The sequence below is a fragment of the Cryobacterium sp. MLB-32 genome, from assembly GCF_000738085.1.
Classification (GTDB): Bacteria; Actinomycetota; Actinomycetes; order Actinomycetales; family Microbacteriaceae; genus Cryobacterium.
On record NZ_JPRS01000016.1, the window covers coordinates 20389 to 44145 of the forward strand.

Below are 23757 nucleotides of genomic sequence, written 5' to 3' on the forward strand. Positions count from 1 at the left end.
GAACGGGTTCTTTTTACACCGTGACCAGGTAGTCCGAGTCGCGAGCATCGGTGATGAGCATGTAGCCGGGGGCGTGTCCGATCGCCAGCGTCGGTCGCGACTCCATGACGGCGGCTTGCGGGGTGACTCCGCAGGCCCAGAACACGGGTACCTCGCCGGGCGCTACGACGACCGCGTCGCCGAAGTCGGGCCGGTCAAGGTCTATTCCGAGAGCGGCAGGGTCGCCGACATGTACCGGGGCGCCGTGCACCGCGGGGTACTGGGACGTGATGCGCACGGCATCCGCTACCCGGTCCGCCGCAATCGCCCGCATCGACACTACGAGCGGACCCGCCAGCTCCCCAGCCGGGGCGCACCGCACGTTCGTGCGATACATCGGCACGTTCGTGCCCTGCTCGATGTGCGAGATGGCGATCCCGGCCTTCTGTAGCGCGGACTCGAACGTGAAGCTGCACCCCACGATGAACGTCACGAGGTCGGGACGCCACCACTCGGTGAGGTCGCTGGGCTCGGCGACCAGCGCGCCGTTCTCATAGACCCGATACCGGCCGAGGTCGGAACGGATGTCCCCGCCGGCCAGCAGGGGACCGCTCGTCTCGCCCGCATCGAGCACGCCCAGAATGGGGCACGCCTGAGGATTGCGGGTGGCGAACAGCAGCACGTCGAAGGCCTGCGCCCGGGGCACGATGATGAGGTTCGCCTGGGTGAAACCGGCAGACCAGCCCGCGGTCGGCGTGGCCAGGCCGTTGCGGAACAGGGCGCGAGCCTCCGCGGGGGTGACGACGGCCGGGGTGACGACGGGCGGATCGACGGGCGAACCAGCGGGCGCAACAGGAACAGCCATGGGCACTACACCCACAGCTTGGCGAGGCCACCGAGGGACTGGTAGCCGAGGAACACGGTGAGAAGCCAGGCGAGAACGCCGATGATGAGCAGCCACTTGGGATACACGTAGCCGCCGAGCAGGTCGCGGCGGCGCCACGCCACCCAGATGATCACGGCAAAACCGACCGGAAGGATGAGTCCGTTCACGGCGCCGGCCATGATCAGCAGCGTTGCGGGGGCCTGCCCGATCAGGCTGAAGACCAGCGTGGACACGGCAATGAAGACGCAGGTGGCGATGCTGCGTACCCGCGGGGAGGTCTTCTGTGTCGTGACGAAGGAGATCGATGTGTACGCCGCACCGATGACTGAGGTGATCGACGCCGCCCACAGGATGACGCCGAAGACACGGAAGCCGAGCTCGCCCGCCGCGGACTGGAATGCCTCTGCCGCGAGGTTGTCGCTTGTCAGGGCCACGCCGCCGGCGACGACCCCGAGGATTGCGAGGAAGAGCAAGACGCGGATGACGCCGGTGATGATGATGCCCAGCACCGAGCTGCGGGTGATTTCGCCCACGTTTTCGGGGCCGGAGATACCCGCATCGATCATGCGGTGTGCGCCGGCGTACGTGATGTAGCCGCCAATGGTGCCGCCGATGAGTGTGGTGATGATGAGGAAGTCGATGTTGTCGGGGATGACGGCATTCTTGATCGCCTCGCCGAGCGGCGGCTGCGACACGATGGCGACGTAGCCGATGAGGATGATCATGATCGCGCCGAGCACAACGACGATTTTGTCGAGGGCGAGACCCGCGCGCTTGCTCAGGAAGATCGCGATGGCCACGGCGGCCGACAGGATTCCACCCAGCAACGGATCGATGCCCAGCAGCACGTTCAGACCCAGACCGGCGCCGGCCACATTGCCTACGTTGAAGACGAGGCCGCCGAGGAAGATCAACGCGGCGAGGAACCAGCCGGCGCCCGGGAGCACCGTGTTGGCCAGCTCCTGGGCGCGCTTGCCGCTCACTCCGATGACGCGCCACACGTTCAGTTGCACGGCGATGTCGACAAGAATCGAGACCAGAATGGCGAAAGCGAAGGCCGCGCCGAGCTGAACAGTGAACGTGGTCGTCTGCACGATGAAGCCCGGCCCCACCGCACTCGTGGCCATGAGGAACATGGCTCCGAGCAGGGCGCCGCGGTGCTTGTTCTTCAGTCGCTTGGTCTTGTCGGGCTTGACCGTCGTTGGTGAAACCGAGGGGGACATGGTGCTCGCTGTCTGTGAGGAACGGAACCAGCGACTGCGATCACCGATTGTTTTGTGACAGCCTACGATTGTTGAACAATCATTACAAGGTTTTTATTGAGCGTGGCGCGCCGCAGCGGGGGTGATGAGCTGGGCCTCTGTCCCGCTGATCAGGCCTTCCTCGGTGGCGCTCGGGGCGGCATCCGGGGGAAAACTCTCCGTCATCGTGAGGGGCATCTGCTCGTTGCGGTAGTACAGGCCCGGTCCTGGCCGCCAGAATGCCGGTGTCGGATCGGGCACCGCGCGCAGAAACCCACCGGTGTTGACCTCGACGCGCATGCCGCTCGGGTCTCGCAGATACACGTAGTTCTGCTCGCCGATGGCGTGGATGCTCGCCCTGAACTCCACGTGTGTGCTGGGACCGTGTTCGGTGCGCACGCCCGCCCGCACCAGCGCGGCGGCCCCCGCGAACAGCTCCGCTCGGCTGTCCACCCGGTAGGCGAGATGATTCACCCGTGCGGGTCTGGTGGAGCTGTCCAGCACGACCCCCAGATCGTGCGCGGTGTCGCTCGTGCCGAGCACGGCGTAGACCGTTGTGCCCTCCTGTTGGAGCACGGTGCGCGGCCGCACCTGCAAGCCCAGAACGTCGCCGTGCCACTCGAGGAAGGCGGCGACATCGGGTGCGGCCACCGTGACGTGGTCGAGTTGCCGCACCTCCATCGTGGGCGCCCCCACCGTCGGTGCGTCGTCGTCGGCACTCGGTGCGGGGTCCGGCGCATGAAATTTGTTGCCCTGGGAGAAGAGCTCGATGGTGTGCCCCCACGGTCCCGTGAAGAGATAGGAGCGTCCGTGCCCGAAGGTGCGCTCGCGCCACCGACCCTGCACGCCGGCCGCTTCGACCCGGTGGGCGGCCTCGGTGAGGGCCGCGTCGCTCACCGTGCGCCAGGCCATGCGCACCACGGCTGGTTCAGGGCCGCGCTCGATCACGAGGCTGTAGAGGTAGTAGTCGTCGCTCGTGCGCAGGTACACCGACGACTCATCGCGGTGTACCTCATGCATTCCCAGCCGGTGCTCGTAAAAGGCAACGGATGCCGCAACATCTCCTGCCGCCAGTCGCACGTGCGACAGGTGGGACAGCAGCTTGATCATGGGGGCAGGGCCAAACGTTAGAGCGCGCGCATGCGGTTGTTTCGGGCGTTGTGCTCGAGTTCGGCGAGGCCGAGCGCCTCCATGAGCGGCGGAATGTACATGCCGAAACGTCCCCGCAGCCCCTTCTTCAGACCGTACCAGCCGCCGACGGGGTTCGACTGCGCACGGCCCCAGGCCTCGACCGTGCCGTCCTTGGCGGGTTTCTGTTCGTCGGCGCTGCCGAGCTCCACCCAATCGCCGGCCGCCACAAGCATGGCGTGCAGGTCGTCGAGGCAGCGCAGCCGGTACCGAAGCGTGGTCGTGCCCACCACGCACACCAGAGTCGGCGGGTCAGCGGCCTCGTCACGGTACATGTGGTATCCGGACGTTCCGGGCGGGGTGCGCAGCACCCAGGGGTCGTCACTCGTTCCGGTTCCGGTGGGGTCAGTCATCGTCGTCTCCTGTGGTCTGGGTGTCTTCATTGTGGCCCAGCCGGAGGCGGAGTTCTTCCCCTGACGAAGAGGCGTACGTGTGAGTATGCTTCCCGCTGTGATCGACAAGGCCGAAAACTCCCCGGGCGTTGAGGTGCTCGTGGTGGGTGCCGGGCCGACGGGGCTCGCGCTGGCCGTGGAACTGGCCCGATACGGCATCCGCTTTCGTATTATTGACCAGGCTCTGGATCGCGCACACGAGTCCCGGGCGCTTGCCATTCAGTCGCGCACGCTCGAGGTCTTGACGGCGAGCGGAGTGGCCGCGGACCTCGTGGAGGCCGGTAACCGTGCCGTGCAGGTGCGGATGCATGTGCGACACCGGGTGATACCTCTCCTGCTGTTCAACATCGGGGTGAGCGACACTGCGTTTCCGTACCTTCTCTTTCTCTCGCAGGCCGAGACGGAGCGGCTGCTTGCGGCGCATCTGGCCCTGCGCGCCGTCGCGGTCGAACGAGGCCTCGAGTTGCTCGCCCTGCGCCTGGGCGGCGACGGAACCGTCGCGACAATCCGTCACGATGACGGCCACATCGAAACGGTGCACGCCTCGTATGTCGTGGGTTGTGATGGCGCGCACAGCACCGTACGGCAGCTTGCCGGCATCGAATTCGAGGGCAGCGCCTACCCCCAGGCCTTCGTCCTGGCCGACCTCGAAGCCGAGGGGCTCGAGGCGGGTGCGGTGCACACCTTCCTCTCGGACCACAGCCTGCTCTTCTTCTTTCCCCTGGGGCGACCGGCCACGTGGCGCCTGATTGCCATGCGGGCGCCCGCGGATGCGCCGTCCGGCGAAGGGGAGGTGACACTCGCCGACGTGCAAGCGCTGGTGGATGCTCACTCCGACCTGCCGATTCGACTGCATGATCCCGTGTGGATGACCAATTTTCACCTGCAGAACCGAGGCGCGACCCAGTATCGCTCCGGGCGTGCCTTTCTTGCCGGGGACGCCGCGCACATCCACAGTCCGGCAGGTGCGCAGGGCATGAATACCGGGATTCAGGATGCCGCAAATCTCGGCTGGAAGCTCGCGCTCGCCGTGCGTGGCGACGCCCCCGCGGCGATTCTGGATACCTATGAGGCCGAGCGGGCTCCCGTGGGTCGCGCCGTACGCCACTTCACCGACCGGGCATTCCTGGCCGTGACATCGAGCAGCCCGGTCACTCGTGTGTTCCGCACACGCGTGATGCCGCGCATCCTGCCGCTGGCGCTCTCGTTCCGCGCCGGGCGCAGGTTCGCCTTCCGGTCACTATCCGAACTGGGCATCACGTACCGGGGGAGTGTGCTCGCCAGCGCGGGCGCGGGCTCACGTCGAGCGCCGCGACCCGGTGACCGCTTGCCGGACATGCCGCTCACCCGGCAGCAGGGCACCGCGCGAACCCGCATTCACGCGCTCGCACCGACGTCGTTGCATGCCTTGGTGGCGGCCCCGGGCTGGCACCTCTTGCTCTGTGGACGGGGGTGGACCGCGTACGCCGACGAGGACGTCACCGCCGGGTTCGGGCAGCTCGTGCGCGTGCATCGCCTGAGCCAGAAGCAGACGCTCGGGCGGCTCGGTGTGGGCGCGCGCGGCACGGCGCTGTTGCTCGTGCGGCCCGACGGCCGTGTCGCCTATCGATCTGGCGGCGTGGATCTCACCGGGCTGCACGCGTACCTCGACCAGTGGATGGTGACGGCCGCGTCCCGGGAGAGCAGCCGACCCGCCGGGGTTGTCCCATTCCCCAACGTGTGGTGATTGCGGCAGAGACACGCGGTGTGACGCGGGTCAGTTCTCTGACGCGTCCGCAGCATTCATGGGACTGTTCAGCTCGTCGATGAGCGCCAGGCCTCGCTCGGCCCACTCGATCTCGTGCTCGGCCCGCGCGATGAGGCCCTCATAGGTGTACCGCTTGTAGGCGCGGATGCTGGCGTGCTGGCTGGACGGCGCGTGGGCGAGGCGTTTTTCGAGCATCGTGCTCGTTCCGGTGTCGATCTCTCGCACCTTGTCGAGCCAGTCCGCTCGGCGCTCGGTGTAGTTCGCGAGGTGGGCGCGCAGGTGAGCGCGCGCTGACTCGGGTTCAGCCCACTCGAGGTAGGCGGCCTTGAGGTGCGCCGGATCACGTTCGCGGGTATAGCTCAGCGGCTGGTTCATCCAGGCTCGAAAGGCCGCCAGGCCTTCTTCGGTGATGTGATACTCGCGCTTCTTGCCGCGCGGCCCCCAGGGCACCTCGGTGCCGACAAGCAGGCCCTCGGCTTCCATGCGGCGCAGTTCCGGGTAGATCTGCGAGTCGGGGGCATGCCAGACATGAGAGACGGATGCCTGAAACGCCTTCGAAAGGTCATAACCGGTCATCGGTTCCACGGTCAGCAGCGCCAGCAGGGCATGTCGAAGGCTCACGGCGTTCCTCTCTCCATCTTGTAAATACCTACCAGCATAGATACTCTGAGGCGTGCGCTAACTATCTATGGGGATAGGTAGCTGACCGGAGGATTTCAATGACGATTATCCAGACCACCAGTTCGACCACGAACAAGGTGCTCAACTACCCGCTCAACACCTGGTACGTCGCAGCCTGGGACCACGAGGTTACCCGCACGCTGATCTCCCGCACGGTAGCCGACAAGCCACTCGCTATCTACCGCACCGAAGACGGCCGACCCGTGGCGCTCGCCGACGCCTGCTGGCACCGCCTCGCGCCGCTGTCGCAGGGCAAGGTGCTCCCCGGAGACGAGATCCAGTGCCCGTACCACGGCATCGTCTACAACTCGGCCGGACGCTGCGTGTCCATGCCCGCCCAGGAGACGCTCAACCCCAGTGCGACCGTTCCCTCTTACCCGGTGGTCGAACGTCACCGCTTTCTGTGGGTGTGGCTGGGCGATGCAACGCTCGCGAACCCCGACACCATTCCGGACATGCACCAGATGGACCACCCCGACTGGGCCGGCGACGGGCTGACGATCCCGGTGACCTGCAATTACCAGCTCGTGCTCGACAACCTGATGGACCTCACGCACGAAGAATTCGTGCACGGTTCGAGCATCGGTCAGGCCGAACTGAGCGAATCCGACTTTGAGGTCATGCACGACGATACGACCGTCACTGTCTCCCGTTGGATGCACAACATCGACGCGCCGCCGTTCTGGCTCAAGAACATGCGTGACAAGTTTCCGGGTTTCTCCGGCAAGGTCGACCGCTGGCAGATCATCCATTTTGAGGCTCCCTCGACGATCTGCATCGATGTGGGCGTGGCCAAGGCCGGCACCGGAGCGCCCGAGGGCGACCGCAGTCAGGGTGTTAACGGCTACGTCATGAACACCATCACTCCGAAAACGGCCCGCAGTGCGCACTACTTCTGGGCCTTCATGCGCAACTACCGCCTCGAGAGTCAGCTCATCACCTCGCAGCTGCGCGCCGGTGTTTCCGGAGTATTCAAAGAAGATGAGGACATGCTGCTGGCCCAACAATCTGCCATTGATGCCAACCCCGACTACGAGTTCTACAACCTCAACATCGATGCCGGCGGGCTCTGGGTGCGCCGCCTGATCGAACGGATGCTCGAGGCCGAGGGCCGACCGGTCTCCGCCGGCCGTGCCGGCCGGGTGAGTTCCGCCACCTAGGCGGGCACGATCATGGCAGCAACCAATATTGAGGTGTGGCAGCAGGCGACGGTCATTGAGACCGAGGATGTCGCCACCAACATCCGACGCATCGTGCTGGCGCCCGCTCTGCCGAAACGGGCCGAACCGGGTTCGCACCTCGACCTGTTCGTGACGATCGACGGGGAGCGACACAAACGCTCGTACTCCGTTGTCGACTCGACAGAGGACGGCTCACGAGTGGCGATCAGCGTGCTCAAGGCGCCGCTGTCCCGCGGCGGCTCGATCTTTATGCACACGCTCCAGCCGGGCGATGCCCTCGAGATCACCCAGCCCCTGCAGAACTTTCCGCTGCGCATCGGCGCCCCCCGCTATGTTCTGCTGGCGGGCGGCATCGGCCTGACCGCCATCGTGAACATGGCCCGGGTGCTGAAGAATCTCGGGGCGAACTACACCCTCGTCTACGCGGCCCGCACGCGCGAGCGCATGGCGTACCTGCCCGAGTTGCGTGCCCTGCACGGTGAGAACCTGCAGGTGCACATCGACGATGAAGGCACCGCACTGTCGGTCCCCGACCTCGTGGGCAGTGTCGACCCGAGCTCCGAACTCTACATGTGCGGGCCGATCCGGCTGATGGACGCCGTGCGCCGTGCCTGGACCGAACGCGAGCTCCCTGCGCCGAACCTGCGGTTTGAGACGTTCGGCAACAGTGGCTGGTACGACCCGGAGGAATTCATTGTGCGCGTGCCGCGTCTCGTTGTTGAGGCGCGCGTGCCCGCCGGGCGCTCCATGCTCGAAGCCCTGGAAGACGCGGGTGTCGAGATGATGTTCGACTGCCGCAAGGGTGAGTGCGGCCTGTGCGAGGTGAAGGTGCTCGCTCTCGAGGGTGCTATCGATCACCGCGACGTGTTCTACAGCGAACGTGAGCAGCACGCCGCCGAGAAGATGTGCTGCTGCGTGTCCCGAGCGGTCACCTCGCCCACCGGTCTGGCCGCGAATGCCGCGCGCGGCGGGCCGGCGATCGTCACGATCGGTGTCTCGTAGCCCCAGACAGGCGACAAGCGGATGCCCCGGTGACTGTCACCGGGGCATCCGCTTGTCATGCGTCGATTCAGGCCCGGGTGGTGGTGCGCTGCGCCGCGATCTGCTCGGTGACGGGGCCGGCCTTGGCCCGCTGGATCTCCGCGTAGACATGAGACCGCAGTTCCATGAAGCGGGGGAGGGCTCGGGTATTCAGCTGGTCGCGTTCTGCCGGCAGGTCGATTTTCAGATCTTCCTGCACAACCGTGGGGGAGCTCGACAGTACGATCACGCGTTCGCCGAGGTAGACGGACTCGTCGATGTCGTGGGTGACGAAGAGGATCGTCACACCGAGCTCCTTCCAGATGGTGCGGATGAGGTCTTCGAGATCCGCGCGCGTCTGCGCGTCGACAGCGGCGAACGGCTCGTCCATGAGCAGCACCTGAGGGCGGTAGGCGACGGCGCGGGCGATAGCCACACGCTGCTGCATTCCGCCGGACAGCTGCCACGGGTAGCTCTTCGGCACGTGGTCGAGGCCGACCGATTTCAGGGCGGCGTCGACGAGCGCGGCGCGTTCGGCCTTGGGAACCTTCTGGTTCTTGAGGGGGAGCTCGACGTTGGCGCGCACGGTCATCCAGGGGAACAGGCTGCGGCCGTATTCCTGGAAGACGACGGCCATGGACTTCGGCGGCCCGGTCACCGTGCTGCCGGCGAGTTCGACGGTGCCGCTCGTCTGTTCCATCAGGCCGGAGATGCACTTGAGCAGCGTGGTCTTGCCGGAACCCGAGGGACCGACGAGGCAGACCAGCTCGCCCTCGGCAAGGTCGAAGGTCAGGTCGCGCACGGCCTCGACATCGCCGCCGGGCACCTTGTAGATCTTCTGCAGTCCGCGAACCGAGAGCATCGGCACGGTCTTCACGGTCTGGTCCAGGGTGGTCGCGCTAACTGTCATGAGTGATCTCCTTCAGACCGTGGTACCAGTGCAGTACCCGTCGTTCGACGAATTGGAAGATGATGGCCAGGCCCAGGCCGATCAGGCCGAGCACGACGATGCCGCTCCACATTTCGGGGATGGCGAAGTTGCGTTGGAATTGCACGATGGTGAAACCGAGACCCGAAGACGACGCGAACATTTCGCTGATCACCATGAGAATCAGCCCGATTGACAGCGATTGCCGCACGCCGGCCATGATCTGCGGCGTGACCGCGGGCAGCACGAAATAGCGGATGCGGGCGAAGCCGCGAATCCCGTAACTCCGGCAGCTGTCGTTGAGCACGGAGTCGACCGCGCGAACGCCCTCCACGGTGTTCAGAAGCACCGGCCAGATGGCGCCGGAGATGATGACGGCGACCTTCATGCTGTCGTTGACGCCGATGAGCAGCATCAGCAGGGGCACGAGAACGGGCGGCGGAATCGCGCGAAAGAATTCGAGCAGCGGTTCGAGCAGGTTGCGCAGCCAGCGGGTGGAGCCGATAAGCAGTCCGAGTCCGATGCCGAGGGCGATGGCGAAGAACAAGCCGATCGCGAGGCGGCCGAGGCTCGGCAGCACGTCTTCGACGAAGCGTTCGCCGATCCAGGTGGTCCAGAGTGTCTGGGCGAGTTCGATGGGTTTCGGCACGAAGAAGTTCGTGGATCCATGGGACAGCGCCCACCAGAGCACGATGAGCAGAATGGGCAGGCCGAAGAAATAGGCGATGCGTTTGAGGGGACTCACAGTACGACCTCTCCTCTCACGGAGGGATGCCACGACAGCACGCGCTTTTCCACGATGCGGGCGGCGAGGTTGATGAGCACGCCGATGATGCCGGTCGCCAGGACCAGGGCGTACATCGAGGAGATGGCTCCGCCGGACTGGGTGAGGGCGATCTGCTTACCGAGCCCGGGGGTACCGATGATGAGCTCAGCGGTGATGGCGAGGATGAGGGCGACGGCCGCGGCCAGTCGCAAGCCCGTCATGAGGTAGGGAAGCGCGGTCGGCCAGACGACGTAACGTATCCGTGCGAGCCGGCCGAGGCCGTAGCTCTTTGCCGTGTCGTTGGCGACGGCATCGACGTCGGCAATGCCGTAGAGCAGCTGAAGCAGCACCTGCCAGAAGGATGCGTACACAACGAGCAGCAGGGTCGACTCGATGCTGGTGCCGAAAATGAGCACGGCAAGGGGAATGAGGGCAACCGAGGGAATCGGCCGGAGGAACTCGATCGTGGTGTGGGTCGCGCGCCGCAGGAATCGGCTGGATCCGATGATCAGACCCACGATGATCGCGGCGACGGTGGCGATCAACAGGCCGAGGGCCCAGCTGGTCATCGTGTCGGTGACATCAGTCCAAAATGCGGCCTCGGTGAGGTACTGGCCGAGACGCACGAGAACCTCGCTCGCCGGCGGCAGATATCGGTCGCTGACCAGGCCGAGACGGGGAGCGGCCTCCCAGATCAGGAAAAACAGGATGATTCCGCTGAATCCGAGGCCCAGTGCTTTCGCCTTGGGCCCGGCAGTGGTCGGTTGCTTTCTCATGCTGGGAAGCCACTTCCTCGTGGTCGGTGCGGTTTCTGCAGGGGGTCGGTGCGGGTTAAGGCAGGAAGGTGCTCATATCGGGCGCGGTCTCGACCACGCCGTACTTGAGAGCCGCCTCGCCGAGCGCGGTGACGGCATCCACGTTGAACTCGGTCGGGAACTTCGGCAGAACGATCTTCGCCAAGACGTCGGCCGGGGTCTTGGTGTACGTCGCGATGATTGCTCGCACCGCGTCAGGGTTGGCCTGCGCATACTCCAGAGACTTCGTCATCGCGGTCTGGAACTTGGTGACGAGCTCCGGGTCGTTGGCAACGGTGTCCGCCGAGGAGAAGTAGGCAGCGACGTCGAGGTTGACGTTGAAGTCGGCGTAGCCGTAGGAGATAACGCGCTGGCCACTCTCGATGGCCGCGGTCACGAAGGGTTCGACGACGAAGGCCGCATCGACCTGACCGTTTTCAACGGCGGCACTGGCATCCGGGAACGGCACCTCGACGAAGGAGATCGACGACGAGTCGCCACCGAGACGATCGATCGAGCTGCGCATCACCGTGTCGACGATGTTGTTGAGGCTGTTGCCCGATACGGTCTTGCCGTCGAGGTCGGCGAGCGTCTGGGCAGGCGAGTCGCCCTTGACGATGACAGCGCCGAAGTCGCTCCCGACATCGCCCGTTGATGCAACGGCAGCGTTCACGACCTGGAGGGGGAGTCCTTTGTCGTTGGCGACCATGAGCGAGATCAGGTTGCTGAAGCCGAACTGGTAATGGCCGCTGACGACGGCGGGAACGATGGCGGCGCCGCCCGTCGCGGTCTCAATGGTGAGGTCGAGTCCTTCGTCTTCGAAGAAGCCCTGCTCGAGCCCGAGGTAGAGCGGTGCGGTATCCGCAATGGGGATGACGCCGACCGTGACGGGGATGAGCGCGTCGCTTCCTGCTTCGGTCGCCGGTGCTGAACTCGAGCAGGCGCTGAGGGCAAGTACCGATACTGCGGCGATGCCGAAAAGTCCTAGTTTTCTCATGTCACTCCTTTGTGAGCTGTGCTGTGCGGGTGCGTGAACATCAGTGATGCCTGATTCGGATGTTATCCAGCGGCAACCCCGCTCCAGGATTCACTTCCGCTGAGTGGAAGGAAATGCGGAACTCGCGTATGGTGGCGTGCAATGTCCGGAAAACCAGCCCTCAGGACGATCGCCAGCGACGGGTCATCGTCGTCATCGTCAAGCCCGGCGGCAGACACGCGCTCCGTTGCCGCTCGCATTTTCGCCATTCTCGACGCGTTCGCGGCACCCGCCGGGGTGACGTCGCTCACCCTCACGCTCACCACCCTCGCCCAGCGCGCCGGGCTGCCGCTCTCGACGACCCATCGACTCGTTGCCGAGCTGGTGCAGTGGGGCGGCCTGACAAAGCAGGAGAACGGGCAGTACTCGCTGGGTATGAAGCTCTGGGAGCTGGGCGTGCAGATGCCGACCGCTCGAAATCTGCGCACGATCGCCTTGCCGTACCTCGAGGATCTCTATGAGACGACGCGCGAGCATGTGCACCTGGCCATCCTCGACGGCCGGGACGCCCTGTATCTGGAGAAGCTGTCCGGTCACCACGCGGTGCGACTCATCTCGCGGGTCGGCTCCCGGCTGCCGCTCCACTCCACCGGGGTAGGGCTCGTCCTGTTGGCCTATGCGCCCACCGAGGTGGTGCAGGACTACCTGTCAGTGTCGTTGCAACGTTTTCTGCCCCGAACCGTCACCTCTCCGGACGAGGTTCGCAAACGCCTCGCGACGATTCGCGCCCTCGGTGTCGCCTACATGTCGGAGGAGATGACGGCGGGATCGAGTTCGACGGCCGCTCCGATCCGGGATCGCACCGGCCAGGTCGTCGCCGCCGTGTCGATCGTCACACGCACCACGCCCGAGCCGGACCCAGCCCACGAACAGGCGGTTCGGGTGGCCGCCCAGGGCATCAGCCGCGCGCTCGGTTATCGACGCGCGGCCGGCTGAGCATCCGTCATGAGTTTCACTGAGTGGAATAACCTGACCGGCGATCTCACCGTGGCAGCACACTGAACACATCCACCTGTCATCGTCGCTAGGAGAGCCTGTGTCTCACGAGAAAACACCCGTAGTCATCATCGGTGCGGGCCCGGCCGGCCTCCTGCTCAGCTGGGCGCTGCGCGACGCGGGCATCGACTCCATCGTCGTGGAGAACCGGTCGCAGGACTACGTTCTCGCCCGCATTCGTGCCGGGGTGCTCGAGCAGGGGTCGGTGGAATACCTCACCCGTCTCGGCCTCGGGGAGCGACTCAAGGCCGAAGGCCTGGAGCACGATGGCATCTACCTGCAGTACGGCGGCGAGCGACACCGCATCAACTTCAACGACCTCATCGGCCGCACGGTCACGGTGTACGGCCAGCAGCAGGTTGTGAAAGACCTCGTGACGGCGCACGAGAACGCCGGGTCGACCATCTACTACGAGGCGACGGATGTTGCCGTGCACGACCTCGACTCGGCCGCGCCGAGCGTCACGTTCGGGCACGGCGGTGAAAAGCACACGGTCTCGGCCGATTTCGTGGTGGGCGCCGACGGATTCCACGGCATCTGCCGGTCCGCCATCCCGGCGCACGACATCACGCTCTTCGACCGCAGCTATCCGTTCGCGTGGCTGGGCATCCTGGCCGATGTCGCCCCGTCATCTGACGAGCTCGTGTACGCCCTGCACGAAGACGGCTTCGCGATGCTGTCGATGCGGTCGCCCGAGGTCTCTCGGCTCTACATTCAGGTCGACCCCGCCGACGATATCGCCCGGTGGTCGGACGAGCGCATCTGGGGTGCATTGCAGACTCGTCTCGGCGTTCCCGGCTGGACGCTCACCGAGGGCCCGATCACCGACAAATCGATCACACCCATGCGCAGTTTTGTGGCGTCGACGCTGTCGTACGGCACCCTCTTCCTGGTCGGCGATGCGGGCCACATCGTGCCGCCGACGGGGGCGAAGGGTCTCAACTCGGCGATCTCCGACGTGACCCAGCTCGCGGAGGCACTGGCCGCGCATTACCGACAGGACGATGCCCTGCTCGCACGGTACAGCGAGACCGCCCTCGCCCGACAGTGGCGGGTTCAGCAGTTCTCCCGGTGGATGACCGACATGCTGCATCGCAGCCCCGGCGACCTGCAGTCGGATGCCTTCGACTATCGCAGTCAGGTCGGCCAGCTCGACTATGTCACCCACTCGCCGCACGCGCAGCGCATGCTCGCCGAGCAGTACACCGGCCTGCTGCTCTGAAAACAGCCGGTACCCCACCCGTAGGCTGAATCCATATCGTTGCTAGGAGAGACCGTGCCCCACGACACACCGCTCGTTACCCCGGGTCAGGAGACCCAGCGTGCCATCAGCGCCGAGATCGGCGCCATCGAAGCGGATGCCGCCCGCCTCGTGCAGCAGGGCGGCGCGCCGGAGTTGCATCCCCGACGCGACTACCCGCCGTACCGCAGCTCCCTGCTTCGCCACCCCACGCACGAACTCGTGCGCGTCGACCCCGAAGAAGTCGAGCGCGTGTCGCCCGCGTTCGGGCACACCGATGTGAACGTGCTGGAGAGCGACCTCACGATCCAGCACGTGGGGGAGCCGCTGGGCGAACGCATGACCGTGAGCGGACGGGTGCTCGACGGCGAGGGCCGCCCGGTGCGCCATCAGCTGATCGAACTCTGGCAGGCCAATGCCGGCGGCCGCTACGTGCACAAGCGCGACCAGCACCCGGCCCCGCTCGACCCCAACTTCACCGGGGTCGGCCGAGCGATCACCGGTGACAACGGCGAATACTCGTTCACGACGATCAAGCCGGGTGCCTACCCGTGGAAGAACCACGTGAACGCCTGGCGACCGGCGCACATCCATTTTTCTCTCTTCGGCACGGCGTTCACCCAGCGACTCATCACCCAGATGTACTTCCCGGGGGATCCGCTTTTCGCGCTCGACCCGATTTACCAGTCCATCGCCGATCCGGCGGCTCGAGCCAGACTCGTGGGAACCTACGACCACGACCTCAGCAGGTCTGAATGGTCGCTCGGGTATACCTGGGACATCGTGCTCACCGGGCCCAAGGCCACCTGGATGGAAAGTGAGGAAGCCCATGACTGATCTCGCGCAGACCGCGTCGACCGCAGCCGTTCCCGCCGCCGCCGACGCGGGCGCCCTCGTGCAGACCCCCGCGCAGACCGTCGGGCCGTTCTATGGCTACGCTCTGCCCTATGACAAGGGTGCGGAACTCGTGCCCGGGCACCACCCGCACGCCATCCGTCTGCACGGCACCGTCACGGACGGTGCCGGTGAGCCCGTGCTGGATGCCCTGCTCGAAATCTGGCAGGCCGACGCCACGGGAACCCTCAGCCGTGACCTCGGCAGCCTCGACCGTGACGGGTTCACGTTCACCGGCTTCGGTCGCGCCGCCACGACCATCGCCGGAAACTACACGTTCACGACGGTCAAACCAGGCTCGGTCGCCGGGCACGCCCCGTACGTGCTCGTCACGGTATTTGCGCGCGGCCTCACCCATCACCTGTTCACCCGGGCGTATTTTCCCGCGGATGCCGCGGCTCACGCTTCCGACACCGTGCTCGCCCGAATACCCGCCGACCGTCGCGACACCGTGATCTGTGTGCAGGACGGCGCAGCGTCCTACCGTTTCGACATCCGCTTGCAGGGCGCGAACGAGACAGTGTTCCTGGATTTCGATGCCTGAGCGCACCGAGCCTGGGAAGACCGAGACCGTGAGTGCCGAGGCGTGGCGCAGGCCCGTCGTTGACGTCGGGCTGCTCAACCCCCTCGGCCACGGAACCATGGAGGCCCTGCTCACGAGCGACGCCGCTTGGTTGCAGGCCATGGTCGACGCCGAACTGGCTCTCACCCGCGCCCTCGTCGACGCGGAGCTCGCGCCGGACTGGATGGGTCCGGTCTGTGACGAGCTCACCGACGCGGCACGCCTCGACCTCGCCGCGATCGCGGAGCAGGGCAGGGGAGGCGGTAATCCCGTCATCCCGTTCGTGAGGCACCTCGGTGCCGCCGCGGAAGCCGCCCGAGCCGGGGCATCCGACCATATCCACGTGGGAGCCACGAGCCAGGACATTCTCGACACGGCAGCCATGCTGATCGCTCATCGGGTCACCGCCGAGGTGAGCACGCAGCTGAGGGACCTGGCCGGAACCCTCGCCCGTCTGGCCGACGATCACCGCGACACCGTCATGGCGGGTCGCACCCTCGGCCAGCAGGCCTCGCCCACGAGCTTCGGTTTTGTCGCGGCCGGGTGGCTCGATGCCGTGCTGACTATCCTGCACCGGGTTGATGGCCTCCGCGGAACCCTCCCGGTGCAACTCGGCGGAGCGGTCGGAAACCTGGCCGTGCTCACCGAGGTCGCTTGGTCCAGGCGCTCCGCCGTGCCGCCGCACGACACGATCGAACAGGTGGTGCAGGGCTTTGCCCGGCACCTGGGGCTCGCGGTGCCGAGCATGAGCTGGCACACGAATCGGGTGGCGATCTCGGAGCTCGCCTCCGTTCTCGCCTCCGCCACCGGAGTGGCCGGAACCTTCGCCCTCGACGTGGCCGTACTGTCCCGCACCGAAATCGCCGAGGTCAGCGAGCGTCTCGCCGCCGGTGAGGGCGTGTCCTCCGCCATGCCCCACAAACGCAACCCGGTGTCGTCGGTGCTCATCGTGGCCGCCGCCCGGCAGACGCCGGGCCTTGTCTCCACCCTCTACGGGAGCATGCTCGCGGAAGACCAGCGGCCGAGCGGATCCTGGCATGCGGAATGGCAGTCGCTGCGGGCGCTCGAGGGGCTCACCATCTCGGCCGTGACGGGTGCTGCGTCGCTGGCCGCGCGCCTGGACATCGATGCCGACCGCATGCGCGCCAATCTGGACCTCACCGACGGCCTGGTCTTCAGCGAACGGGTCACCACGATTCTGGCCGAGGCCCTCGGCAAAACGGTCGCCTTCGATCTGGTGCAACGAGCCGCGCAGGAGGCATTCGAGACGAACCGCCCCGTGCAGGTCGTGCTGTCCGGCGTTCTTGCCTCCGAGGGGTGCGACGACGAGCTGCGTTCGCAGATTTGGGCAGCCTTCGCGTATGGCTGCGACCTGGGCCAGTCCACCGCGGGCATCGATCGGGTGCTCGAGCGCTACCGCGCCCAGTGCGTAGACGTGATCGGTGCGTCGAACCGATGATTACCCCTGAACCCGTGAGGACTCACCCCTGATGTCTCTGCCCCTGTCGACCGTGCCCACCCTGATCGGAACCGTCACACCCGTACGCCGGCCGGCGCCCGCCGCGCCCCTCGTGGTGCTCGGCTCCTCACTCGGCACCACGACCTCACTCTGGGACGGCGTCGTGGGTCCGCTCGCCGAGAACCACCGGGTGCTGCGCTTCGACCTGCCCGGTCACGGGGCCAGCCCGGCCGCTTCGCAGCCGTTCACGGTTGCCGACCTGGCCGACGCCGTGATCACCCTCGTGGACTCGGTCGGCGGAGGTTCCTTCCATTACGCCGGCATTTCTCTGGGCGGCGCGGTCGGGCTCGAACTCGCCGTGCGCCACCCGGACCGGCTGCTGACCCTCGGCGTGATCTGCTCCGGCCCGAAGATCGGCACCGCGGACGGATGGCTGGAACGCGCCGCCCAGATACGCGGCAGCGGCACCCCGAGTGTCGTCGTCAGCAGTGCCCAGCGGTGGTTCGCGCCCGGCTTCCTCGACCGCGATCCTGCCGCCGGTTCCGCCGCGCTGAACGAGCTGAGCGCCGTCGACGACGAGTCGTACGCGCTGTGTTGCGAGGCGCTCGCCGGGTACGACGTGACGGATGCTGTGGGAGGCATCCGAACAGCCACTCTGTGCGTGTCCGGCGAGTTCGACGTGGCCACACCCACGGAGATGCTCGTCACCCTGGCCGCGTCGATTCCGGGCGCCCGCCACGAACTCGTGCCGGGTGCCGCCCACCTGCCGGCCCTGGAACGCCCGGCCGAGGTCGCCGCCGTACTGGTGGGGCTGTTCGGGTCCGGCGTCGCCTCTCGCACGGCGGCCGAGGCCTACGATGACGGCATGGTCGTGCGCCGGGCGGTGCTCGGTGACACGCACGTCGATCGAGCGACCGCCGCCATCACGCCCGAAACGGCCGATTTTCAGGACTTCATCACCCGCTACGCCTGGGGAGAGATCTGGACGAGGCCCGGCCTCGATCGGCGCACCCGGAGTTTTCTCACGATCGCCGCCCTCGTAACCGGGGGCCATGAGGGCGAACTCGCCATGCACGTTCGGGCCGCACTGACCAACGGGCTCACTCGCGCCGAGATCAGCGAAGCCATCCTGCACACGGCGATCTACGCCGGTGTTCCGGCTGCGAACGCCGCCTTCGCCGCCGCCCGCGACACCTTCGCAATCCTCGACGCCGACGCCGCCACCACGAACCCCACCAGCTAGAGGACCCGTCACATGGACAAGACCTACTCTTCCGCAGCAGCCGCCGTTGCGGACATCCCCGACGGGGCCTCGATCGCCGTCGGCGGATTCGGACTGGTGGGCGTGCCGATCGTCCTGATCCGTGCACTGCTCACGCTCGGCAGCACCGACCTGCACGTCGCCTCGAATAACTGCGGCGTCGACGGCTGGGGACTCGGCGAGCTGCTGCGCGAGGGGCGCATCAGCCGGGTGATCGCGTCGTACATCGGTGAGAACAAGGACTTCGCCCGCCGCTACCTCGGCGGCGAGCTGGAGGTGGAGTTGACGCCGCAGGGCACCCTCGCCGAGCGTCTCCGCGCCGGCGGCACCGGAATTCCGGCGTTCTTCACGGCGAGCGGCGTGGGCACGATGGTCGCCGACGGTGGGCTGCCCTGGCGCTACGGGCCCGACGGAGAGGTGCTGGTGTCGTCCCCGCCGAAAGAGACCCGCCGCATCAGCTCACTCGGGTCGGAGAAGGAATACGTGCTCGAGGAGGCGATCGTCACCGACTACGCCCTCGTGCGTGCCGCCAAGGGTGACCGCCACGGCAACCTCGTGTTCGAGAAGTCCGCCCGAAACTTCAACCCGGTCGCCGGCATGGCGGGCCGCATCACGATCGCCGAGGTCGACGAGCTCGTGGAACCGGGGGAGATCGACCCGGATCAGGTTCACCTGCCCGGCATCTACGTGAACCGCATCGTGCAGCTCGGTGCCGCGGATGCTGCGGACCTGCCGATCGAGAAGACGACGACACGCGCTCGCCCGGACGCATCCGCTCACCGGCCGTTTGCGAACCCGAAAGGAACGATCTGATGGCCCTCACTCGCGACGAGATGGCGGCCCGCGCCGCGCAGGAACTTGCTCCCGACTCGTACGTCAATCTCGGTATCGGCCTGCCCACGCTCATTCCCAACTTCCTGCCGGAGGGCGTGCATGTGGTGCTGCACTCCGAGAACGGTGTGCTCGGAGTGGGACCGTACCCGTGGGAGGGTGAGGAAGATCCCAAGCTTATTAATGCCGGCAAGGAGACCGTCACCGTCAACGCGGGGGCCGCGTACTTCGACTCGGCACAGAGCTTCGGCATGATCCGCGGCGGCCTGATCGACGTGGCCGTGCTCGGCGCCATGCAGGTGTCGGTGTCCGGCGACATCGCCAACTGGGCGGTGCCCGGCAAGATGATCAAGGGCATGGGCGGGGCGATGGACCTCGTGCACGGCGCTGACACCGTGATCGTGGTGATGGAGCACGTGACCAAGACCGGAGAGTTCAAGATCAAGAACGTCTGCGACCTACCGCTGACCGGCAAGGCCGTGGTGACGCGCATCATCACGGACCTCGCCGTGATCGACGTGACCCCGGGGGGTCTCGTGCTGCGCGAGATCGCACCGGGGACCACCGTGCAGGAGGTGCAGTTGGCCACCGAGGCCACCCTGCTCGTGCCGGAGCCACCGACCACGATCAGAACGCTGCTGACCGAAGCGGTGGTCGCATGACCGCCCTGCGCGAGGTGGTCATCTGCGAGCCGTTGCGCACCCCGATCGGCCGTTTCGGCGGTGCGTTCACGACGGTGGCACCGGCCGACCTCGCCGCGGCCGTGATCGCCGCGCTGATGGAGCGCACCGGTCTCGACGGTGCGCTCGTGGACGACGTGATCTTCGGCCAGGCGTATCCCACGGCCGAGGCGGCCCCCGTCGCCCGGGTCGCGGCCCTGAACGCCGGGCTGCCCGTGACGGTCGGCGGCGTGCAGGTCGACCGCCGGTGCGGCTCCGGCCTGCAGGCGGTACTCGATGCCGCCATGCAGGTGCAGACCGGCGTCAGCGACCTCGCCATCGCGGGCGGCGTCGACGTGATGAGTCAGGCCCCTTTCTACACGGTCGATTCCCGCTGGGGTGTGGGCGGCACCGCCGGCATGCTGCTGCGCGATGCTCTCGGCCGCGGCCGCGAGACCGCCGGCGGTCGCCGGTTTCCCGTGCCCGGCGGCATGCTGGAAACGGCCGAGAATCTACGCCGCGACTACTCGATTGACAGGGTCGAGCAGGACGAACTCGCCGTGCGCTCCCAGCAGCGCGCCCTCGCCGCCGTTGCCGACGGACGCTTCATCGACGAAATCGTGCCGATCACGGTCCCCGGCCGTAAAGGACCGGTCGTGGTGTCGGCCGACGAAACCCCGCGGGAGACGAGCCTCGAGGCGCTGGCCGGGCTCAAGCCCATCCTGGGTAAAACGGATGCGGCATCCACCGTCACGGCCGGAAACGCCAGCGGGCAGAACGACGCGGCCGCGGCGTGCATCGTGACAACGCCGGAGCGGGCAGCTGAGCTCGGGCTCACCCCCCTGGTGCGGCTGCGATCATGGGCCCGCGCCGGCGTCGATCCGTCCCGGATGGGCCTCGGGCCGGTGCCCGCAACAGCGAAGGCCCTCGAGCGCGCCGGGCTCACCCTGGCGGACATGGACGTGATCGAGCTCAATGAGGCCTTCGCCGCGCAGGTGCTCGCCGTGTCCCGCGAGTGGAACTTCACCGCCGCCGACTGGGACCGCACCAATGTGAACGGCTCGGGCATTTCCCTCGGGCACCCGGTGGGAGCCACCGGCGCCCGCATCCTCGCCACGGCCGTCCGGCACCTGCAGCGCACCGAGGGCCGATTTCTGCTGGAAACCATGTGCATCGGCGGTGGTCAGGGCCTCGCCGCCGTCTTTGAACGCCTGTGAAGGCCACGATCGCGGCCGCTTGATCCCGAACGGTGGCTGTCCGTTTTCTGCCGCGAAAGGGGAGGGGCAACGACAGCGGATACCGGCTTAGGCTGTATCAGTGAATAACGTCGGATTCCGCTCACAGCGCGGCCCCATCCTCATCTCCCTCATGGTCTCCACCGGGCTCGTGGCGATCGACGCCACCATCCTCGCCACCGCTGTGCCCACGATCGTGGGCGACCTCGGGGGCTTTGCGCAGTTCCCGTGGCTGTTCTCTGTTTACCTGCTCGCCCAGGCCGTATCGGTTCCGCTCTACGCCAAACTCTCCGACACGGTGGGCCGCAAACCCATCATCCTCGTGGGGATCGCCCTGTTCCTGCTCGGGTCGATCCTCTGCGGACTGGCCTGGAGCATGCCGGCCCTGATCGCGTTCCGGGCTGTGCAGGGGCTCGGTGCCGGCGCCGTCCAGCCGATGGCCGTCACCATCGCCGGCGACATCTACACCGTGGCTGAACGCGCCAAGGTGCAGGGCTACCTCGCGAGCGTCTGGGCGGTGTCCTCCGTCGTGGGCCCGACCCTCGGCGGAGTCTTCTCGCAGTTCCTGTCCTGGCGCCTGATCTTCTTCGTAAACATTCCCCTCTGCATCCTCGCCGCCGCGCTGCTGATGCGCACGTTCCACGAGTCGATCGAACCGAGGCGGCACCGGGTCGATTACCTCGGTTCCATCCTGCTCACCGGGGCGCTCACCCTGCTCATCCTCGCCGTGCTGGAGGGCGGGCAGTCCTGGGCCTGGAACTCACCCCAATCGATCGGCGCTTTCGCCATCGGCAGCCTGCTGCTGGCCGGGTTTATCTGGGCCGAGACGAAGGCCGCCGAGCCGGTGCTCCCGCTCTGGGTAATCTCCCGCCGGCTGCTGCTGTCCACCTCGCTGATCGGCCTGGGCGTGGGAGCCATCCTGATCGGCCTGACCTCCTTCGTGCCCACCTACCTGCAGGGCGCGCTGAGCGTGTCGCCGCTGGTCGCCGGACTCACCCTCGCCGCGCTCACCATCGGCTGGCCCATCTCGGCCACCCTGTCCGGGCGGATCTACCTGCGCTTCGGATTCCGCACCACCGTGCTGCTCGGTATGATCCTCGTGCTGAGCGGCTCGATCCTGCTTGCCGCCTTCGGCGGCCAACCCACTATCGTGATCGTGGGCCTGAGCTGCTTCGTGATCGGGTTGGGCCTCGGCCTCGTCGCCACACCGAGCCTGGTGGCGGCGCAGTCCAGCGTGCCCTGGAACGAACGCGGTGTCGTCACCGGCACCAACCTGTTCTCCCGCTCGATCGGCAGTGCCGTGGGGGTAGCCATCTTCGGCGCCGTCGCGAACGCCATCTTTGCCGCCTACGGAACCGGGATGCCCAGCCCGGCCGCGGTTGAGGCGGCATCCACGAGCGTCTTCATCGCCATCGTGATCGCCGCGCTGGGCGTGCTCGCCGCCGCCCTCTGGATGCCCGACGTGCGCGCCACTACCCTGCCGGTGGCCGCGCGCAGCGCCCCTCGGCCCGCCGAGGACTAAATCCCGGCTTCACCGACGGTGGTGACCATCGTGAGCACGCTCGTGCCGTCCACATCGCTCGTGAAGAGGGCCACCCGCACCGTACCCAGCTGAGCGAGGGCCGTCACGTGCGTGCCGCCGCACGGGATGCGGGCCGGCCGCCCGGGAAGCGCGCAGGCCCAGTACCGACGGTCCGTGAGACGATCGCCGTCGCAGTCGATGTGCACGGCAGCATCCGTGGCCACCCAGTCGGCGAGAGTGGCATTGATGGCGGCGGTGAGCGCCGGCCGGGCGTCGTCAATGCCCTCGGTCAGGAAACCCTTCTTGCGCAGGGACTTGCCGAGCCGGTACGTATCCGTGGAGGTGTTCTCGCCGATGAGAGACACGTCGATGGCGGTGCCGTCGAAGTCGGGGTTGCCGAGCGCGTCGGCGCGCGGCTCCTTCTTCCAGCGGTCCGCGACGGCCAGATTGAGAGCCAGCGACGCGAGGTGGCAGGCCGTATGGCCCGCGGACGTGCGTGCGCGGATGCCGGCGTCGACCGAGGCCGACACGTGGTCGCCCTCGGCGAGTGCGGCATCGCCGGCGACAATGTGCACCGCCACAAACGCCCAGCCGTCGGTGCCCTTCGGCACGGGGATCTCGCGGCCGAGGTGCAGCGCCGTGCCGTCGGTCGCGCCCACAATGCAGTCCAGCACCGGGATGTCGGAGCTGCCGGCGCGCAGGATGGCCTCGTCGGCGCCCTGGTCGGGCCAGCCGGCGTCGATCGGGTGCACGCACGTGGTGTCGAGGAGCACGGCCCGGCGACCATCCGGCAACTGTTCCACATGCAGAACGGTGGCGTCGGTCTGCAGGGCGCCCGAGGGGTAGGTGACGACGGTGTCGGTGACGGGGTAGGTCATGTGATGCGGGCCTTTCACGGGTGATGCGGGCTGGGCAGGGGAGAACGACAAAAAGGTGCCGCCACAATCGTGGCGACACCTTCGATGCTATGTCAGGGAGAGGAACCTAGCTCTTGCGAGCCCTGGAGGCGCTTTCTTCAGACTTGGCCTTCTTGTCGGCCCTCTTCTCCTTGAGCGACTTGTCGGCAACCTTCTTGGTTGCGTCCTTCTTGGGTGATTTGTCAGCCATGTGCACTCCTTCGCAGTGAGCCTTACCGTGCGGCCCCATCTCTTGAAGAATACGCGGTAACGTCCGTCAGGGCACCACCCCCGGCACAAGAAAGCACTGATGAAAGGCACTGAATGTGCTCCGAAGTTGCGGATGTGCCCCCTGAGCTCTGT

The 23757-nt window shown here is 66.8% G+C and carries 24 protein-coding genes; 13 read left to right on the forward strand and 11 right to left on the reverse strand.

Translation table 11 applies throughout. The annotated features are described in order from the left end of the window. Positions 1–13: 13 nt before the first annotated feature. The 4 genes from JF66_RS03480 to JF66_RS03495 form a co-directional block, all read right to left on the reverse strand. Positions 14–844 carry a putative hydro-lyase gene (locus JF66_RS03480; RefSeq protein ID WP_051973075.1) on the reverse strand — a complete coding sequence of 277 codons (831 nt, stop codon included), beginning with the start codon at positions 842–844 and terminating at the stop codon, positions 14–16. Between the two features lie 5 nt (positions 845–849). Further along, complete coding sequence (locus tag JF66_RS03485; RefSeq protein ID WP_081882115.1) at positions 850–2088, reverse strand: NRAMP family divalent metal transporter; 1239 nt, start codon at positions 2086–2088, stop codon at positions 850–852. Positions 2089–2181: 93 nt separating this feature from the next. Then, on the reverse strand, positions 2182–3216 hold the full coding sequence (locus JF66_RS03490; RefSeq protein ID WP_035875265.1) for a VOC family protein: 1035 nt from the start codon (positions 3214–3216) through the stop codon (positions 2182–2184). Between the two features lie 17 nt (positions 3217–3233). Beyond that, positions 3234–3647, reverse strand: a complete 414-nt coding sequence (locus tag JF66_RS03495) for a DUF6855 family protein (protein ID WP_035875268.1) — start codon at positions 3645–3647, stop codon at positions 3234–3236. Between the two features lie 85 nt (positions 3648–3732). Between JF66_RS03495 and JF66_RS03500 the strand changes: the two genes are divergently transcribed. Then, positions 3733–5412, forward strand: a complete 1680-nt coding sequence (locus JF66_RS03500) for an FAD-dependent monooxygenase (RefSeq protein ID WP_081882116.1) — start codon at positions 3733–3735, stop codon at positions 5410–5412. A gap of 30 nt (positions 5413–5442) precedes the next feature. On the opposite strand, the gene JF66_RS03505 is transcribed toward JF66_RS03500, so the two are convergent. Next, positions 5443–6054: a helix-turn-helix transcriptional regulator gene (locus tag JF66_RS03505; protein WP_035875271.1), complete on the reverse strand. Its 612-nt coding sequence runs from the start codon at positions 6052–6054 to the stop codon at positions 5443–5445. A gap of 98 nt (positions 6055–6152) precedes the next feature. Here JF66_RS03505 and JF66_RS03510 point away from each other — a divergent pair, with 98 nt between their 5' ends. Together JF66_RS03510 and JF66_RS03515 are read left to right on the forward strand one after the other, a co-directional pair. Then, positions 6153–7274 carry an aromatic ring-hydroxylating dioxygenase subunit alpha gene (locus tag JF66_RS03510; protein WP_035875274.1) on the forward strand — a complete coding sequence of 374 codons (1122 nt, stop codon included), beginning with the start codon at positions 6153–6155 and terminating at the stop codon, positions 7272–7274. Positions 7275–7286: 12 nt separating this feature from the next. Beyond that, positions 7287–8297 (forward strand): PDR/VanB family oxidoreductase, encoded by a 1011-nt coding sequence (locus JF66_RS03515; RefSeq protein WP_035875277.1) that lies wholly within the window; start codon positions 7287–7289, stop codon positions 8295–8297. A 67-nt stretch (positions 8298–8364) separates the two neighbouring features. Here JF66_RS03515 and JF66_RS03520 read toward each other — a convergent pair whose 3' ends face one another. Genes JF66_RS03520 through JF66_RS03535 form a run of 4 tightly spaced genes read right to left on the reverse strand, consistent with a single transcriptional unit; the run spans position 8365 to position 11800 of the window. Continuing rightward, positions 8365–9225: an ABC transporter ATP-binding protein gene (locus JF66_RS03520; RefSeq protein WP_051973076.1), complete on the reverse strand. Its 861-nt coding sequence runs from the start codon at positions 9223–9225 to the stop codon at positions 8365–8367. Next, entirely contained in the window at positions 9215–9988 is a 774-nt protein-coding gene (locus JF66_RS03525) for an ABC transporter permease (RefSeq protein ID WP_156109632.1), read from the reverse strand. Before JF66_RS03525 ends, JF66_RS03520 begins: the two co-directional genes overlap by 11 nt. Next, positions 9985–10785 carry an ABC transporter permease gene (locus tag JF66_RS03530; RefSeq protein WP_051973077.1) on the reverse strand — a complete coding sequence of 267 codons (801 nt, stop codon included), beginning with the start codon at positions 10783–10785 and terminating at the stop codon, positions 9985–9987. Before JF66_RS03530 ends, JF66_RS03525 begins: the two co-directional genes overlap by 4 nt. Positions 10786–10840: 55 nt before the next feature. After that, on the reverse strand, positions 10841–11800 hold the full coding sequence (locus JF66_RS03535; RefSeq protein WP_035875284.1) for an ABC transporter substrate-binding protein: 960 nt from the start codon (positions 11798–11800) through the stop codon (positions 10841–10843). Between the two features lie 141 nt (positions 11801–11941). Here JF66_RS03535 and JF66_RS03540 point away from each other — a divergent pair, with 141 nt between their 5' ends. From JF66_RS03540 to JF66_RS03585, 10 genes are all read left to right on the forward strand, one after another. Beyond that, positions 11942–12775 carry an IclR family transcriptional regulator gene (locus tag JF66_RS03540; RefSeq protein WP_081882117.1) on the forward strand — a complete coding sequence of 278 codons (834 nt, stop codon included), beginning with the start codon at positions 11942–11944 and terminating at the stop codon, positions 12773–12775. A gap of 100 nt (positions 12776–12875) precedes the next feature. Next, a complete protein-coding gene (locus JF66_RS03545; RefSeq protein ID WP_035875287.1) occupies positions 12876–14057 on the forward strand; it encodes a 4-hydroxybenzoate 3-monooxygenase in 1182 nt (393 codons plus the stop codon). A gap of 54 nt (positions 14058–14111) precedes the next feature. Beyond that, positions 14112–14912, forward strand: a complete 801-nt coding sequence (pcaH, locus tag JF66_RS03550; RefSeq protein ID WP_231556277.1) for a protocatechuate 3,4-dioxygenase subunit beta — start codon at positions 14112–14114, stop codon at positions 14910–14912. After that, complete coding sequence (gene pcaG / locus JF66_RS03555; protein ID WP_081882118.1) at positions 14905–15513, forward strand: protocatechuate 3,4-dioxygenase subunit alpha; 609 nt, start codon at positions 14905–14907, stop codon at positions 15511–15513. The genes pcaH and pcaG overlap by 8 nt, the downstream gene beginning before the upstream one ends. Then, positions 15506–16990, forward strand: coding sequence for a lyase family protein (locus JF66_RS03560; RefSeq protein WP_051973078.1), 1485 nt, complete (start codon positions 15506–15508; stop codon positions 16988–16990). Before pcaG ends, JF66_RS03560 begins: the two co-directional genes overlap by 8 nt. Positions 16991–17021: 31 nt before the next feature. Further along, positions 17022–18233 (forward strand): 4-carboxymuconolactone decarboxylase, encoded by a 1212-nt coding sequence (gene pcaC / locus JF66_RS25210; protein ID WP_051973079.1) that lies wholly within the window; start codon positions 17022–17024, stop codon positions 18231–18233. A gap of 12 nt (positions 18234–18245) precedes the next feature. Continuing rightward, positions 18246–19064 carry a CoA transferase subunit A gene (locus JF66_RS03570; RefSeq protein WP_051973080.1) on the forward strand — a complete coding sequence of 273 codons (819 nt, stop codon included), beginning with the start codon at positions 18246–18248 and terminating at the stop codon, positions 19062–19064. Further along, complete coding sequence (locus JF66_RS03575) at positions 19064–19744, forward strand: 3-oxoacid CoA-transferase subunit B (RefSeq protein WP_035875293.1); 681 nt, start codon at positions 19064–19066, stop codon at positions 19742–19744. The genes JF66_RS03570 and JF66_RS03575 overlap by 1 nt, the downstream gene beginning before the upstream one ends. After that, entirely contained in the window at positions 19741–20958 is a 1218-nt protein-coding gene (locus JF66_RS03580) for an acetyl-CoA C-acetyltransferase (protein WP_231556279.1), read from the forward strand. The genes JF66_RS03575 and JF66_RS03580 overlap by 4 nt, the downstream gene beginning before the upstream one ends. A gap of 151 nt (positions 20959–21109) precedes the next feature. Next, positions 21110–22498: an MFS transporter gene (locus tag JF66_RS03585; protein ID WP_081882119.1), complete on the forward strand. Its 1389-nt coding sequence runs from the start codon at positions 21110–21112 to the stop codon at positions 22496–22498. Here JF66_RS03585 and JF66_RS03590 read toward each other — a convergent pair. Together JF66_RS03590 and JF66_RS24940 are read right to left on the reverse strand one after the other, a co-directional pair. Then, on the reverse strand, positions 22495–23376 hold the full coding sequence (locus tag JF66_RS03590) for a hypothetical protein (RefSeq protein ID WP_035875297.1): 882 nt from the start codon (positions 23374–23376) through the stop codon (positions 22495–22497). The genes JF66_RS03585 and JF66_RS03590 overlap by 4 nt on opposite strands. 106 nt (positions 23377–23482) lie before the next feature. Beyond that, positions 23483–23605 (reverse strand): hypothetical protein, encoded by a 123-nt coding sequence (locus tag JF66_RS24940; RefSeq protein WP_255351502.1) that lies wholly within the window; start codon positions 23603–23605, stop codon positions 23483–23485. Between the last annotated feature and the right edge of the window lie 152 nt (positions 23606–23757).